Here is a 15089-nt window from a genome sequence, read left to right on the forward strand (position 1 = left end):
TATTTCCTCCCAAAAATTTAATTTATGTATGAAAAAAGAGCTCTCAACAAGAGAACTCTTTTAAAATTGTGCCATTGTTGCATTTAAATAATCGTTCATCATCGATGTAAATTCACGACGATCCTCAGTTAATCTTTGTGCGACAACCTTACCAGTTTGTTCTGGATCACTAGCACCCTCAATGTGAATCTCCGGATGATAGTTAAAGCTAGGTCTGATTGTTGCTGGTTTGGCTTCTGCTTTATCCGCTTTAACAGAACTATTGAATTTAATTCTTGAAAGTTTCATTTTCTTGAACTCATTCTGCATCTTGGCGAATGCCTTAACCTTACCAAATAAACCATTAGGATCCTTAGATGCCCGATCACTGATAGCTTCCATGATTAACTTATCAGCAGTTGGCCGACTCGTATTAATAGCAACTTCATTTTGGCCCTTAACTTCACCAAAGATATTAACTTTGCCGTTTTGAGCCCAGCCGCCATTAGCATGTAGCGCTTTAGCGATTGATGTGGCACCATTAACATGTTGCTGTGTATATCCCCCACGTTCCCATTGGTTTGAGAATTTAGCAGCTAACGAGGCTACGGAACCTTCACCACGTAAGACACTACGCAACACGTTTGAATCGGTACTATCATGTGACAAAGCAAATTCAAGTTGAACACCTGCATTTTTCCAGCTCTTGCCTTTACTACGAGCAAATCTGATTAAGTTGGCTTTACGTCCACCTAACCATTGGCCTAACCCAGAAGCTCCACCGCCTGAATTAACCGCACCTGGATTCAATTGTGATTCAAATTTCCAGTTACCAAGAACCGCAGCGATACCAGCATTAGTTGCAGAGGGATAAGCCTTTTTAATTGCAGCGGCTAATTGACGAGCTCTAGTTCCAATGTCACCAGCTAAGTTCATACTTCCTAAATCGCCTATGCTGTCATCACTAAATTTAGACTCAAGTTTTCCTAAAGCTTTCTTTCCAAATTGATGTTTAAACAACTTTTCAAGACGTTTAGACGGTTTAGACCCGTTTGATTTTTTCTTAGCTGCATCATGCAATCCTTTGACTCTAAAGTATTCATATCCCATGCCTTTATCAGCAGCAATTGAAGTAACTCTAGCTCTTGGTGGAGTTTCGTTGAACATAGAACCTGTTTTAGGATTCTTAATGATACCAACGTGCCCTGCGGCGCCTCCACCATGACCAAAGACAACAATATCTCCTGGGACAGTATTCTTTAAATCATGGCCACGTGATTGGACACCAGCACTAGTTTGCATATCAACGGTTGTTCGACCTATGTCTACACCAAAATGTTTCAAAGCTGATGCTACCATGGCAGAACAATCATAATATGTGGGTCCCATTGATCCCATGTTATAAGGTTTTCCCGTGTAATGCTCTTCAGCATACTTTAGAAATGCTTCACGAGTTCCACCTGCTCCACCAGAGCCTTGACTGACAATATCATTAATAACATTCCACGCAGCCAAATAGTATGGTTTCCCAGACTTGCCACCGCCGGCTTTAACACCCTTAGCAACGTTATTAGCAAACTTAGTTCCAATAGAACCAATTTTACCGGCAAAGTCATTTCCCCATGCCTTCGCAGGGTCAGCGGCTTTACTTGCAGCAATCTTTTCAAGTGCACTCTTAGAAACGCCGGAACCCTTTGCGTAGTGCTGAATAACACCCCTGTCAGCTAACTCTTTGGTTTGATAACCGTTAAGAACGGCATCCCCTCTTTGTAGCATTTGGACAGTGTTATCGCCTTGCGGCAATTCAATTTGACCGTTATTTCTAACAATCGCCTCTTGCCTAGGTCCGACCGGCGAATCATTCAGCATGGCAATTTGGTTGTTTGGAATCTTACCATTAGATCCCTTAGCGTACTTGATAGGTGTAAGCACTGAACCATTTCCGAATTGACCAAATGCCGAATTAATACCTCTAAAACCAGCATTAATTTGCTTTATAGCATTGGCCATACCAGCATGAGCGTAGTTATCTAACTTACCAAATATCTTGGCAAAGTCCTTAACAATCGCATTAGCTCCAGCGACTACGCCGGTATGCATCTGATCCATTTGTTTTTGAGAACCTTTTTGCATATCGTCAAAATCGCCAACAGTATTAGATTGAATTTTTTGAGTTTGCTTCTTGGTCGATTTAGTTAGCTCATTAAAGGTATCAATTGCATTATCTTGTAATTTATCAATGGTCTTTTTACTGCGTTTATTAGAATCATCATAGCCGTCAGTAATATATCCTGTTATGGATTTCATTAACTTCTTAGTAGCCTTCATAGTCTTTTCAAGACCGGTACCGTTAATTTTAATAGCGGCAGTTTGTGCAACTGTAGTCGCCTTAATTGAACCAGTACCTTTAGCATATCCAGGCAAAGTCTTGCCCCGACCCAGACCACCAGATAACAACTTAGCGGTATCTTTAGCGTTAATAATATGTTCACCAGCATGAACTTTGGTGATTGTTGGCCCGTTACCAAGTAATCTAAAGCGTCCTAAATTAGGGTTATAAGCTATTTCGGTACCGGCTTCGTTAACCATAGCCATGTGTGTCCGACTAATTAACCCACCAGTAGCATGACCAACACCAGTAGCTATATTTATTTTTTTGCTATCATAGTTAGCGGTTCTTTTAGGTTTATTCTTTTTACTATTTAGGTTTACGGTGGCACCGCTAGTAAAGTACCCTTTACTATTATTTGTGCTTCCAGTTTTAGGTGCCTTAAACCATGATTGAATAGTTTGAATCGGATGTGCTAAAAACTTAGCAACGTTAGTACCAAAGTCCATTAACCCGTTCCACAGTGAAGTAAGAATATCCTTAAAAACATTTCCAATAGTGCCAAAAATTCCTGAAAATATCTGCATGGCATCTTTCCAAATATTTTTCCATCGGCCGTGGAATATATCACTAATTAACGAAACAATCCCACTAATAGTTTTAATGAGTCCCTTTAAGATATCGGCTACTACGCTAATAGTAGTTTTTACTACCGCTCCGAAAACCTTAAAAGCGACTCCCGCTACCTTCATAGTTGGAACCATTACAGTTTTGAATCCTTTAAAAACAGAAGTTAGGAATTTACCACCGTTTTTACCAGACAATGGTTTGACGACGTACTTGCTCCAAGTTTTACTGATACCTTTAGTACTACTATCCCAAACTTTTTGAATGCTTTTAATAGTTGATTGGAAAGGCTTAAGTAAAGCATTAAATACTTTACCAATCGAATTAATAATTTTCCCAAGAGATTTACGAATCTTCTTAGGCATGGTCTTATCAATAGTTTGACCTAGCTTAGAACCAAGCGCATCACCAATTGCAGCCCCTGCCATACTTCCAATGGGTCCGAAAAGTGATCCGGCTAATCCTCCGGCCAACATACCAGCCGTTGAACCAACTTTTTTGCCAGCGTTGTTTTTATTAGTACCCAACATATTCATACCGACAGCTGCAATATCTAAAATAGGAACATTTCTAGCAAGTTTACCGGCTCCCTTAAGTACGTTGCTACCTTTGCCAGCTAACTTAGTTACTCTCGGAAAAGCCTCGCTAGCACGCTGAATTATGCTAGTTTTACCAAATCTACCAAGTCTGGTGGTAGCGTTAATATCCTTTACTTTAGTACCAAATATTCTGTTAGGAATACCTTTAATTTCTGCTGTTCCTTTGCCAACTAAATTTCTAATTGGTTTAGGAGTTATCATTTTTATGCCTCTGCCAATCTTGCTAGCTCCACTCCTAAGGACCTGACGATTATAACTGCCACTGCTTAGCATGCTACTACCACGAAAACTTGGTTCTGTACGTTCTGCTCCCTTTCCCAAACCAGATATAAGTGTAGTTTTACCTAATTTAGAAACTACTTTATCAATACTACTTCCAACTTTTAAGAATGTTCCTGCTAAGATTGCTAGTGGACCAATAGCTGCAGTTGCTACTGCTGCTAATCCAATAAATTTTTTTGCCGGTGTAGGTAGTGCTTGGAACTTTTCTAATAAATCTGCAGTCGCTTTAGCTAACTTGGTGATTGTTGGCATCCAAGCATTCGCAACCTGGACACTAGAGTTTAACAAACCATTTTTAATACGATTCCATTGGTTTTGAAGTGAGCCCAAGTTCTTTTTAGAAAGTTGTGCTACGTATCCTTCACCATTGTTCATATTTTGAGATTCTTTAACTTTTTTGTCTAACTCACTAACTTGCTTGTAGCTGGAACCTAATGCTTGAGCAGCGCTTGAAGCATTAACTCCAAACAGAGCTGCATATAGGCCACCTTTATCAGTCTTCGACATACCTTTCATACGAGCGTCCAATTTAGCAAAAATATCTTGAATTGGTAGTAATTCGTTTTTAGCATCCCTAAAATCGGAATACTTCATACCTAAGGTTTCCATTGCTTTAGGGGCCTTGCCTTTTTCAGGAGGATTAACTAATCTCTGATAAATTTGCCGCATAGAGGTCCCGGCTTGTGATCCATCTCAATTTTGTTATCGCAAAGGCTCTTTATCCCTTGCTTCTACATGTTTCCATGCAGTTCAGACTATATTTTCACCTACATCTTTAATGTTTAGGTGCTCCGCCTTCGTGGATATTTCACCATACAAAAAGCGCTCTTATCGAGTGCCTGATTAGGTTACTATATCTAGTCGTTACGCCTTACTAGTGTTTCCATCTAGTCTTGGTTCGGTCTTAGCATGCATAAATGTTTAGCCTTGAACCGAGTTAACGGAGTTTATTACGCAGCTGTTTCTAACTGCGAGGACAGTTTCCAAATCCCAAAGTTACTTAAATCACCAATCGCTGATACTGTTTCATGAAGTGTTTGATTGGCTGCATGAGCGTCTGGACCAGCATATTTTAGAGCCTCTCCTAAGTCACCAAATGAAGTAGCTGTTAAGTCAGCACTGTAGGCCATTTGGTTAATAGCTACTTTAGAAGCGTTAGCCATTCCTTTCACGGAATTGACCTTCATACCAAACTGTTCAATAGCACTAGCGGCGTTATTAACAACGTCTGTATAACTATCACCGGATGCAATTGCACCTTGTAAATACGATTTTTGGGCCCCTAATGCTTGATTGGAGGTATAACCACGACGAACCAAAGTTTCGTAACCATCTGCAATCTTCTTGGTAGCAACACCATACTCATTTGAATACTTAGTACCATCTCTTTGCATCTGGTTAACGTTCTTTTGAACCTCGGCACTTTTCTCACCACCGGTAACCGCTAAGTTATTAATAATCTTATAGCGGTTTTGTAACTGAGTAGCGGTTTTTAAAGCTACGGCAGCGCCAGCAGTAAGACCCGCTGTCACCACTGTCGCCTTAGAACCAAAACTTTGCATTTGGCTGCCTAGCTTACCTAAATCTCTTGTATGCCGATTAAAAAAGGACTTCCCAAAGGATTTATCCATTGAGTTGCCCAGTCTAGTTGTTCTAGATTCAGTTGTATCAGCTGCTTTACCAGTTTTCTTTAAACTTTCGTTAATCGCATCAACATGCTTCTTATCCTTATCTAAGCCGCTGGTATTTCCTTTATTCATATCAGCATTTAGTTTATTAAGGCTATCGTTAGCACCTTTAACCGATTTATCTAACTTAGGCATTAGTTTATCAATCTGCTTGATAACTCTTTGCATCCCGTCGAGTTTAGAGAGACCATCAATATCAATTTTATAACTAATTCGATCGCCGGCTATTTCTGCCATTAAGACCCCTCCTTACCGCCAAATGCTAAAGCAATTGCCATCGCTTGATTATAACGACTAGTTTTCAACCTCTCTTGAGTTGCGTACTGTAGAATACTTAGCTCGTTGCCATTCATATGCCGTATCTCTTCACGAGTAATATTCACCGAACCATTGATATAAGCTGACCATTCCATTGCTAAACTGGGAATCTTATCGAATAACTTTTCAATTTGTCGTTTATTGAAAAAAATATTACTATTCGAGGTAAAACGTAGCGATGATACCCATGTAATCATCTAATTCAGCCTTTGTCATTCCAATTTCTGACAAGCTTTTAAAGGTAACTGTATGAAGTGGTGCTTTATCAACCAAGATTACTTTAATTAGTTTATCCATAATCAAGCTATAGACACTCATATTATTAATCGTTACATACTGACTACCATCATTGTTTTGGTTAATTCTAACCGTGTTATCTGATAGTTCAGTACTGATTGCCAAATCTGGTTTAGTTACGGACGTCTTTAAATTCTTACCATTTTTGAGTACATAGTCAAAGTTAAAGTTATCATCAACGGCAAGTGTTTCTTGTCGTTTGATTGATGGCATGTAGTCCAATACTTCGGGCTGAGTTTCCGCAGTCTTAGCTACTTCATTGCTTCCTTCTCCTTGATAGTCATCCAATGGTTTAACACCATCTTGATCACTTGCTGGAGTTGGTACTCCAGCGGTTGTCGCTTCTTCGTCTACTAATACATCATCAATGTTTTCAGCCATTAAAATTTACCCCTTACTTATTTTTATTTGGTTCCAATGCGATGTTGATACATGAGAATGCAGCATCAACAGTTTGTGCTGTACCACCAACATTAATATCGGGATTCTTAGTTAGTAATGCTTTACCTGCATAGACATGCTCATATGGAGTTGAGATATCAATCTTGTGATAGCCGGTTGATACTCCATAACCCATAATGTCTTGCCAAGTATCTGATGCCCGGTTTAAATGCATGGTAATAGTCCCACGACCATCATGGTTTCTTACCGCTGTACCAGATCCTTGAGCATCAATGTCCAAGGTAACGTTATCAGTAGTCCAAGAGATGCTAACCATATCATTACCATTAAAATATTTAACTAATTTTTCGTCCAAATAAATCGCAACGTCAGCTGCGTCAAACAAAGGTTCGTCGTCTTCAAGTACTTGGTTTGCTAAATTATCTGCCATTTCTTAATCCTCCTCTACATTACGATCGTATTTTCAATATAGGCGTCTTCGATCATGCCCATTGGTTGGTAAGATGTCTTGATGCCACGCATCTCACGTTTAGTTTCATAAGATTTAGGTAACAGACCAGGTTCTACATAATCAACACTATACTTAGGCTTACCGGTTTCTGAACCGTTCACATCTAACTCAGGAGCAATAATGTCTAGATCAGCTGCATCGATAAATACTCCACGAATGACATTGATAATTGAATCGAAGCCAACTTCTGAATAAGGAATACCTTGCTTGGCATTTTGAATAAACAGATTGGCAATTCTAGTTTGAATTTCATTTTGAATCCAATCCCAACCTAAGATAATATCAATATGCATCCCACTTGCTGCAGTTCGTGAACTAGTCACACGTGGTGAATCAAGCACATAGGCATATGTGACAATGTTGTACTTATCAAGATCAGCTTGATCATCCGGCGTAAAGTCAAATCGATCCTGTGGCTTGGTGTAAGGCAATCCACCTAAGGCATATTTCCAAGCTGAATGTGGTTTACGTCCATAAACAGTTCCGACTAAAGCAGCATCGAATACATTGTTATAAGTGTCTTGCGTATCAGCGGTAGAATCATCGACTGATGGCAAGGTTAATAACAAGGTTTTCTTGTTGTCGGTATAGGTTTGCAATTTGGTTGCATCATTGGTATATGCAACATAGACACCGGTATTTTGTAATTCAACAAAATTAGAAACCGCATGGGAAACTTCGTCATCGAACTCAGCAAGCATCCAGAATTGTGGACCGGCATAGTAGTATTTTTTTAGTGCAGTAACCGCACCAATTGCATCAGCCGACAAGTTAGAGTTGTTTGTCACCACAGCATCTGCTTTAACAACTGCACCATCCTTAGTAGGTGTGGTGGTAATTCCAGTAGGAGCGACCACCTGTTGGGTATCACCAGGAGCATATGTTAGTACCAATAAACTTGATGCCTCGCCGTTAGCCGCAAAATATGCTCGTGCTTTTTTCCATAATGATGAATACATCTCATAATCGTCTGTAACTGAGTCTAAGTCGCTATACACTTTAATTCCTTGTTTGGTGCCTTTAACTAGCACACCCGCAAATGGAGCCTGTACCTCAGTAACAAACTGATTTGAAATATGAGCTGGAGAAATCCGGCTCAAGGTGCTAAATAATGTGTCTGCCATTATTTTTCCTCCTAATTGTTAAAATTAATGTTTGATATTTGATCAATTGGACTTTGGAAATGCCGAGAATAACGAATCGTGACATCAAATCCGTGATGATGGACAGTGTCAAAAGGTAGATTTTCAATTGCTCGTCCTTGAATCGGACCAGCATCATCAATGACAATCTTGCCTTGACGTAATTCTTGGCGTACGTATGGATCACTTAAATAAACATGTAATGCTCCGGCATACTTCATAGCATCAGATAACGTTTTACAAAAGATATCTAGAGAAATCGTTGATTCAAACTGGCCATAATTAATAGTCGGGTCGGAATAAACGGGAATATCGTATGTGAGTGGATAGAAACTAACAAACGGTAATTTTTTTACCTTGGCAATCCGTTCATTTGGGATAACTTCAAGACCAGTAATCTTGCCAACCTCTTGGATTAGGGTGCCTAAGACATCGTCATAATCGGTTGGTTGTTTATCAAATGGTTGGTTCAAGCGCATCATCCCCTTTCAACCTATATACGAATGCCCCGGCCATATGGTTATAGTCTGTGACGCTATCAATTTGTAAGATGTGGTTATCTACCTCAACCAAAATACCGGTTGTAAATTCATGCTGTGAGTACCAGATGTATCTTCTTGGGATAGTGTTCCCGCCTCCGCCAAGGCTTTGTACCAAAGCTAAAGTGGTTACTGCGTTAGATGATTCTGGAACTACTGGCTCTTCAAGTTTTATAACATCCAAATCATTTACCACATCATCATATTCAATTGGCACCAACTCATTTAATTTATTAAGTTTGCCGCCTTGAAGAACATTTAAATTTGGATGAACCGTAATTGGAATACTAAAACCATCTATCGCTTCGAAAAAGTCATCAATGATCACGTTTTGTCACCTTCTCATCAATTGACCGATATAATCCACCGGTGTCAACCAGCGGCTGATTACGTCCCTTGAGTTTGACGGTTGCTGCTGCATTAGGTGGACCAATGGTATCAATTTGCTTTCTAACATCATCGGCCATTTGCTTACCAACCATTTGATACGCTTGATTGCCGGTTAATTTTCCGTTTAAAACACTTTTCAGTGCAGTCCCTGCAACGAACTTCCAACTATGTTTACGATTACGAGCACTCGCTCCACGTAAAAAGGAACGGGCCGGTATCTTAGCAGTACCGAACTCGTTCCATCTCACAATTTTCTGTAACTCTTCTGGCGTATGTTCGGGTACGTTCTTAAACGCGCCCACATTGGCCTGATTATTATTGAGCTGTTTTAATCGTCGCTGTTGCATTCGCAGCTTTTGGATAATTTCATCTGCTCCAGAACTCATATTAGAGCACCAATGGAATCTTTAATACTCTTACACCGGTCAAATCATTAGTTTGTAACCCGTTGATAGTTTTAATGGCTCCAACTGTTGTTTTATCTTTGAATTTTAGCCAGAGGCTATACACAGTCTCGTTATCTTGTGGCCTATAGCTTGCAAAATCAACGGAACGACCATTTAAAATGGTTTGTCCAATAACCTTTAAAGCGTCTTGATTATTATTTTTCTTTACCAAATTAATCCCTCCTAACTAAATCCGGTAACTTTGTTGGTATATCCATGTTCTGATAGGAAATCTAAGAAATCCTGCCAATAATTGTTTTTATTAGCATCATCGAATTTCGTATATTCACCGTCTTCAAGTTTCACCGTTTTAAATTTGATAGAACTTTTTTTATAGTCCCGAAACAATAGGTTACATGCATACAGATAAGTTGCTCTACTAAGCAAATCATCACTTAATTGATAACGTTTGATTATAGTTACAGCTTCATCAACCGCATCACTAACGTACGCTGCATCAAGCTTATTAAAATCAGGATTACGACCGATTCGCTCGATTATTTGTTGTTCGAACAAGCTTATCCCTCCTAACTATTTAGGGTCAGCAGCCGGCACAGTAAATCCTGGGACTGGAACCCGTTCAGACTCCGTTTGTTTACCAGTATCATCTGTATTGGTGGCCTCATAATCTCCTGTAGCCACCACGGTTCCTGCAGCTAAGCCTGTAATCGCTACACCACTATTATCACCAGTGATAACTGGGGTTAATTGACCCTTTTTATAAAGATTAAATTTAATCATTAGCCTAACTTTCCTCCTCTAAATACGACAGCAACTGAGCTTTAGTGTCAGTTGACTTGTAAGAAATATTTTGACCATCTAAGTACGTCTTAATTTGGTCATTTGTCCAACTTTCATCAGGCACGTCAGCCTTTTCAGCTGACGATACTATTTTTTTGCTGAGCCATCTGAAGTGGATGAAGTTGAAGCTTGTCCTGAAGGTTGGGTTGGTGCCGTTGGCTTAGCAATTGTCAAACGAAATACGCTTTGTGATCCTTCAAATGATGGTAAGCAGTTCATCGATACTAAATCTTCGGTTTGAACCAAGTTTTGATTGTAATATTCATGATAGGCAACCCCAGTATCGAATAATTGAACCGTGTTTGAAGCAATCTTACCGTTACGCAGTCCAAGTTCTTCCGGCGTTGGTGCAAATGCCATATGACCGATAGTTGATGCTGATTGAACTAAACCAGTTGATGATGAACCAGTTTTAGCGAATTGTGCAGGAATTGGAGCGTTCAAAAGAACTACCTTTCCGGGAGTTAAGAATGGTGTGAAATCATCAGTTCCTGTTGCTTCTTCATCAACAAATCCTTGATCATAAACAACGGGAATCACGTGAAGATTTGAAATGATGAAATCAACTGCTTGGTTTTCAGTCATCATCATTTTTGAAGTATCAAAGTTAGATGGCCATAGAGTTGTTTTGATACGTTCGTTATTTAAAATCAAACGGAATGTATCGTCATTCATCAAGATTTGGTTAGGAGTAATTCCCTTATGCTTCATTGACGTAATTGCCTTACGCATATCTTCAATTGGATTTGAATTTTCAGTATCTGACCAATCAGTATCTACTTGAGAGTTCAAATCTGAATCAGATGAATATGAAATGGTTTGTGTAACCCCGTTAGAATTTAAGGCAACCTGACCAGTCATAAGGGCTTGCATTGCCATCCATTCACGACGTGTACGCATACCCAACAACATCTTTGTCTTATCATCAAATAAACCTAAGATAAGTGATTTTACTAGTTGGTCATCCCCATTAAACAAGGCACGGTTAATTTCTTCTAAGTCATTTTCGTTTAATACTGAACGTGAACGGAAGAAATTAGTTTGGAAATATTCCTTGCTGAAGTTTTCACGGTTCATAGGAGTTGGTTGAGCATCGTATGTTGAAGCCTCAGCCATTACTGGAGCACCTTGTTTTTGAGTTAGATATGAGAGCATATCAGTTGCAATCTTTGTCGCTGGAAAATAAGTTTCTCCCAAATATGGTGGTAGAGTTAGTAGCTTTCGTTCGTAATAAACCGCCATAGCTTGGAGATTCGTTAATTCATCAATGTTTGCCATTAAAATATTCCTCCTAAACTAAAATAATGTGAGTGAGTGCTTTTTGAATATCAGCAGTAAAGAGTGCTCGAACATCTTTATCCATATTCTTATAGACCACATCACCACGTTTGATTACAGTCGCCGCAGCTTGACCATTAGTAATATCGATATCATGCATAGCGACTACTTGAACAGCAGTTGCATCAGTTGTAGGTGTTAAAACAACGCCTTTATTTAACCGAAAATCTTTAGCAGCTCCTAATGGTGTCCCGGCTTTAATAATCTTTCGGCCTTCGTCATTTACGGTAGCGGCACTATTATCAACAGTTGCTGGTAAGGTTAATGATTGGCTGAAATTCATTAGAATCTCTTTACCAGATGAATAAATTTTTCCTTGCATTATGAATCCTCCTCTTATTTTTGTGGACCAAATTGTTCGTCCAAAATACTTCCTAAAAAGTCCTTGGAATCGCCAATTCTGTCGCTTCTAGTGGTATTGAAGCCAGTATCAGTACTAGCAGTTAGCGACTTCTTCAACGCTTCATCATGAGCTTTCATATAGTCAGCAAATGACTTTACGTTAGCCTTAGTCGCATCGTCGTTGTCTCCCACAAAGAAGCTTTCAAGACCGTCAATTTCCAGATCGGATTCCTTGGCAGTATTCTTAGCCAAGTTCAACGAATCGCGGTGCTTCTGTTCATTAAGTTGTTGTTTCAATTTATCTAATTCTGATGATTCCTGTGATTCGTTTGGCTGTTCGGGTTTAGCATCATTAGTTTGATTAAATTTAGTAAATAACTGATCAATTTTTTCAGTTAAGCTATCAATCTTACCTAGCTTTTCACGGAGTTCTTTTTGATCAACATTTTTAGGTTCGTTAGGTTGTTGAGAACCCTGCTCTTGATTTCCTTGTGTTGAATTTGATCCTTGATTTTCTTGTGTGTCATTTGTTTCGTTTTCCATGAGTAAATCTCCTTTTAGTAATAGATAACAAAGCACCGGCAACCAAAGTGTGGTTTGCCTGGTACATTGTCTGCGCTATATGGATTAGCTCCTTGTAGTGATTGGCAAGCCTGACAAACATGCGAATCCTCAACGGTATACCAATCTGCCCGTTTTAACTTCCAGTGGGTAGCTAAAAAGGCACTGATAGCCGCAACTATCAATGCCTTTTCGTTTAGTAACAAAGTGTGTACATAATATTTAATTGTCGAATCGCTAATCGACTTGACTGAATCTTCATTTAACTGACTTGTTTCATAAAATAGCTGATCATCTATCGAATTAACATCGATACCAGCCACTAACGCCTTATGAATGGCCTGGTTAATCTTAGCTGCTAACGCATCAGCCTTTAGCCATATACGACTAGATAACGTTAAGTCTTGAGTTTCTCGGTTGATAAAGTTTTCAACAATATCATTAATCTGCCGGTCTAAGTCGCCATCGGGAATCCCGTTGATTTTAATAACATTCCCCTGAAATGTGACCTCTTTACCAGCCTCAGCTTGAATTGCTTGTTTAATGAACGTCTCGGCGTCGATAGCCACTTTAGAGGTAATTATCTTGATGATTGAACTAAGCAGCGTCTCGCGGTCAAATCCAGCCATTTTTTGAGCTGTTTTAATTCGATACTGCGCTTCACTATTGCCAGACAATAGCCGCTTATATTTTTTAATGAATTTCTTCCAAGTAGTTAAGTCATTAGTATTTGGAGCGGTTCGCATAGCGTTGATTGCTAACATTCCGTCTTCGTTGTAATTATCAACAAAATAACTCACGTATTGCCTAATATCAGCACTGGCACTAGTCAATAAGTTAGCCAGTGTATCAGCATCGCTAGAGTCATCAGCTTTGATTTCTCTTTCACGCTTCTTGGCTAATGATTTGCTAGGCTTCACTAAGCATCACCGCCTTTTGGTGGCTCGTCTTGATCGTCATTTAAAGCACCTTCTTCAGAATCAGGTTCACTGAACATTGTCATACGTTTTTCAGCCTCTTCTTCCTCTGCCTTAAGTTCATCATCGATGTTCTGAACTCGGCTTAAGTAACTAATCAATGTTCGCTTAGAAACGATGCCATTAAGATTCTTAACAATAGTAGACTCATCCACTTCTGAGTGTGGAACGTTAGGTGTAAATTCAACTTTAATATCCCTTAAGATATCCGCCACATCATCATTAACAAATCCGTTGTATCTCAGAATGATATTAAGCAAGCGTTTAATGGTTTTCCGCATTTTCTCAGCCTTTGTTGCAGCAACCATTTCCATGGGTTGCATTCGCTGAGTTAAAGCAAACCCTGAAGCTGCAGAACTAATGCTTGGGTCAGCTAGGTTAACCACCTGTGAACCATCATAAATCTTGTCTGATAAGTGTTTCATAGAATTTTCTTGTAATCCATCAGCATTTGGCTTGTCTAAATAATCAACCTCAGGATCAACATTTGGATCAGTATTATTGACCTGCATAACTCGCCAATGCTTAATTTCTTGTTTTTGTTCCGCTGTAAATTCCGCAACACCCTTAGTTAATAAAATTGCATTGGAAAAGTTATCATTATCATCTATTTTCTCAGACAAAACCTTATCTTGAGCATCAATTAATGAAACTAAATCATCAAACATCCCTAAGCGTTCATCGTTCTCAGGTAGTTCAGTTATAAATTCCATACCTACAACGTTTCTAAAGATGTTATTTTTCCATTTCAGACTGGCCTCAAAACCACCTGAAGATTCCAAATCATCACTATTAAATTTATAAATATTATTTGGTGTATGCAACATCCCGAATTGTCGATTATCCACGCTGTCAAAAGTAAAACCAAACATTGGCCGACTTTCTTCATTATTGCTATATACAATAAAGGCATTCTCAGGAGCCTTATGGGTGAACTTAAGTGTCTTGTCATCATCATTTGCAATGTAAGCTACCAAGTAACTACGCCCATAAATATCAGCTTTTTTAGCTAGCTCATAGAATACATCATCGGAATCACTATCTGATAACGAACGAGAAATGATTTCATTAACTAGGTCCACTCTAGTTTGATTAATTTTCTTATCGCTATTTGGAGCATAGGTAATCTTAGGCGGAATACCAATAAAGAAACCGCTGAAAGTATTAACTAAATTTCTAGCAACATTAACCACTATCCGGTTCTTCTCAGGATCAATAGCTGTATATTGAATTCGGTCACGGATAGTTTCATGGTCGCCCTTGTAATAACGCATCTTTCGGTGATACTGGTTACGCAGCATAGTGTCATAACTGCTTAACATCACACTGATTTCATCGAGATTGTTTTCAATGTTAAAATCCGGGGCGCATCTTGGAATGTCATTGTCATCCAAATAAACGTGCTCAGACAACCAACGACTATCTGAATTAGTCATTGATGTGACACCACTAATAAAACGACTTGGGCCATCTCTATCTTTCAAAAACTGCGATATAGTGCCTAACTGGGTCAATTAATCA

At 39.1% G+C, this 15089-nt stretch carries 17 protein-coding genes and 1 pseudogene; all 18 read right to left on the reverse strand.

The features are described 5' to 3' along the window. Positions 1–60 precede the first annotated feature (60 nt). The 18 genes and pseudogenes from O0236_RS06605 to O0236_RS06690 all read right to left on the reverse strand — a co-directional run bounded on the left by O0236_RS06605 (position 61) and on the right by O0236_RS06690 (position 15082). On the reverse strand, positions 61–3807 hold the full coding sequence (locus O0236_RS06605; RefSeq protein ID WP_372791800.1) for a phage tail tip lysozyme: 3747 nt from the start codon (positions 3805–3807) through the stop codon (positions 61–63). A 147-nt stretch (positions 3808–3954) separates the two neighbouring features. Next, a pseudogene (locus O0236_RS06610) lies at positions 3955–4497 on the reverse strand (phage tail tape measure protein); the annotation flags it as partial. 269 nt (positions 4498–4766) lie between these two features. Next, positions 4767–5741: a phage tail tape measure protein gene (locus O0236_RS06615; protein WP_268914119.1), complete on the reverse strand. Its 975-nt coding sequence runs from the start codon at positions 5739–5741 to the stop codon at positions 4767–4769. Further along, positions 5741–5917: a hypothetical protein gene (locus O0236_RS06620; RefSeq protein WP_268914118.1), complete on the reverse strand. Its 177-nt coding sequence runs from the start codon at positions 5915–5917 to the stop codon at positions 5741–5743. Before O0236_RS06620 ends, O0236_RS06615 begins: the two co-directional genes overlap by 1 nt. Before the next feature lie 61 nt (positions 5918–5978). Beyond that, positions 5979–6500 (reverse strand): hypothetical protein, encoded by a 522-nt coding sequence (locus O0236_RS06625; RefSeq protein WP_268914117.1) that lies wholly within the window; start codon positions 6498–6500, stop codon positions 5979–5981. A 13-nt stretch (positions 6501–6513) separates the two neighbouring features. Next, complete coding sequence (locus O0236_RS06630) at positions 6514–6951, reverse strand: hypothetical protein (protein WP_268914116.1); 438 nt, start codon at positions 6949–6951, stop codon at positions 6514–6516. 14 nt (positions 6952–6965) lie between these two features. Next, the gene (locus O0236_RS06635) at positions 6966–8156 is read right to left on the reverse strand and encodes a DUF3383 family protein (protein WP_268914115.1); all 1191 of its coding nucleotides are present in this window, start codon (positions 8154–8156) and stop codon (positions 6966–6968) included. A gap of 11 nt (positions 8157–8167) precedes the next feature. Continuing rightward, a complete protein-coding gene (locus O0236_RS06640; RefSeq protein ID WP_268914114.1) occupies positions 8168–8647 on the reverse strand; it encodes an LIC_12616 family protein in 480 nt (159 codons plus the stop codon). Next, a complete protein-coding gene (locus O0236_RS06645; protein WP_268914113.1) occupies positions 8631–9041 on the reverse strand; it encodes a hypothetical protein in 411 nt (136 codons plus the stop codon). Before O0236_RS06645 ends, O0236_RS06640 begins: the two co-directional genes overlap by 17 nt. Further along, positions 9031–9489, reverse strand: coding sequence for a hypothetical protein (locus O0236_RS06650; protein WP_268914112.1), 459 nt, complete (start codon positions 9487–9489; stop codon positions 9031–9033). Before O0236_RS06650 ends, O0236_RS06645 begins: the two co-directional genes overlap by 11 nt. 1 nt (position 9490) lies before the next feature. Next, positions 9491–9721: a LysM peptidoglycan-binding domain-containing protein gene (locus O0236_RS06655; protein ID WP_268914111.1), complete on the reverse strand. Its 231-nt coding sequence runs from the start codon at positions 9719–9721 to the stop codon at positions 9491–9493. 11 nt (positions 9722–9732) lie between these two features. Then, positions 9733–10065 (reverse strand): hypothetical protein, encoded by a 333-nt coding sequence (locus tag O0236_RS06660; RefSeq protein WP_268914109.1) that lies wholly within the window; start codon positions 10063–10065, stop codon positions 9733–9735. A 15-nt stretch (positions 10066–10080) separates the two neighbouring features. After that, positions 10081–10290 (reverse strand): hypothetical protein, encoded by a 210-nt coding sequence (locus O0236_RS06665; RefSeq protein WP_268914108.1) that lies wholly within the window; start codon positions 10288–10290, stop codon positions 10081–10083. A gap of 147 nt (positions 10291–10437) precedes the next feature. After that, positions 10438–11628 (reverse strand): major capsid protein, encoded by a 1191-nt coding sequence (locus O0236_RS06670; protein ID WP_268914107.1) that lies wholly within the window; start codon positions 11626–11628, stop codon positions 10438–10440. Positions 11629–11641: 13 nt separating this feature from the next. Beyond that, on the reverse strand, positions 11642–12010 hold the full coding sequence (locus O0236_RS06675) for a hypothetical protein (RefSeq protein WP_268914106.1): 369 nt from the start codon (positions 12008–12010) through the stop codon (positions 11642–11644). Positions 12011–12024: 14 nt separating this feature from the next. After that, positions 12025–12573 carry a DUF4355 domain-containing protein gene (locus tag O0236_RS06680; protein ID WP_268914104.1) on the reverse strand — a complete coding sequence of 183 codons (549 nt, stop codon included), beginning with the start codon at positions 12571–12573 and terminating at the stop codon, positions 12025–12027. Between the two features lie 14 nt (positions 12574–12587). Further along, complete coding sequence (locus O0236_RS06685) at positions 12588–13511, reverse strand: hypothetical protein (protein ID WP_268914102.1); 924 nt, start codon at positions 13509–13511, stop codon at positions 12588–12590. Beyond that, entirely contained in the window at positions 13511–15082 is a 1572-nt protein-coding gene (locus tag O0236_RS06690) for a phage portal protein (RefSeq protein WP_268914100.1), read from the reverse strand. The genes O0236_RS06685 and O0236_RS06690 overlap by 1 nt, the downstream gene beginning before the upstream one ends. Between the last annotated feature and the right edge of the window lie 7 nt (positions 15083–15089).

This window comes from Lentilactobacillus sp. SPB1-3 (assembly GCF_026913205.2).
In the GTDB taxonomy this organism is placed as follows: domain Bacteria; phylum Bacillota; class Bacilli; order Lactobacillales; family Lactobacillaceae; genus Lentilactobacillus; species Lentilactobacillus terminaliae.

Coding starts and splice junctions, on each gene's coding strand:
- O0236_RS06630 (WP_268914116.1), bottom strand. CDS start 6,951: ATGGCAGATAATTTAGCAAACCAAGTACTTGAAGACGACGAACCTTTG.
- O0236_RS06615 (WP_268914119.1), bottom strand. CDS start 5,741: ATGGCAGAAATAGCCGGCGATCGAATTAGTTATAAAATTGATATTGAT.
- O0236_RS06665 (WP_268914108.1), bottom strand. CDS start 10,290: ATGATTAAATTTAATCTTTATAAAAAGGGTCAATTAACCCCAGTTATC.
- O0236_RS06625 (WP_268914117.1), bottom strand. CDS start 6,500: ATGGCTGAAAACATTGATGATGTATTAGTAGACGAAGAAGCGACAACC.
- O0236_RS06675 (WP_268914106.1), bottom strand. CDS start 12,010: ATGCAAGGAAAAATTTATTCATCTGGTAAAGAGATTCTAATGAATTTC.
- O0236_RS06650 (WP_268914112.1), bottom strand. CDS start 9,489: ATGAGTTCTGGAGCAGATGAAATTATCCAAAAGCTGCGAATGCAACAG.
- O0236_RS06680 (WP_268914104.1), bottom strand. CDS start 12,573: ATGGAAAACGAAACAAATGACACACAAGAAAATCAAGGATCAAATTCA.
- O0236_RS06670 (WP_268914107.1), bottom strand. CDS start 11,628: ATGGCAAACATTGATGAATTAACGAATCTCCAAGCTATGGCGGTTTAT.
- O0236_RS06620 (WP_268914118.1), bottom strand. CDS start 5,917: ATGGAATGGTCAGCTTATATCAATGGTTCGGTGAATATTACTCGTGAA.
- O0236_RS06605 (WP_372791800.1), bottom strand. CDS start 3,807: ATGCTAAGCAGTGGCAGTTATAATCGTCAGGTCCTTAGGAGTGGAGCT.
- O0236_RS06635 (WP_268914115.1), bottom strand. CDS start 8,156: ATGGCAGACACATTATTTAGCACCTTGAGCCGGATTTCTCCAGCTCAT.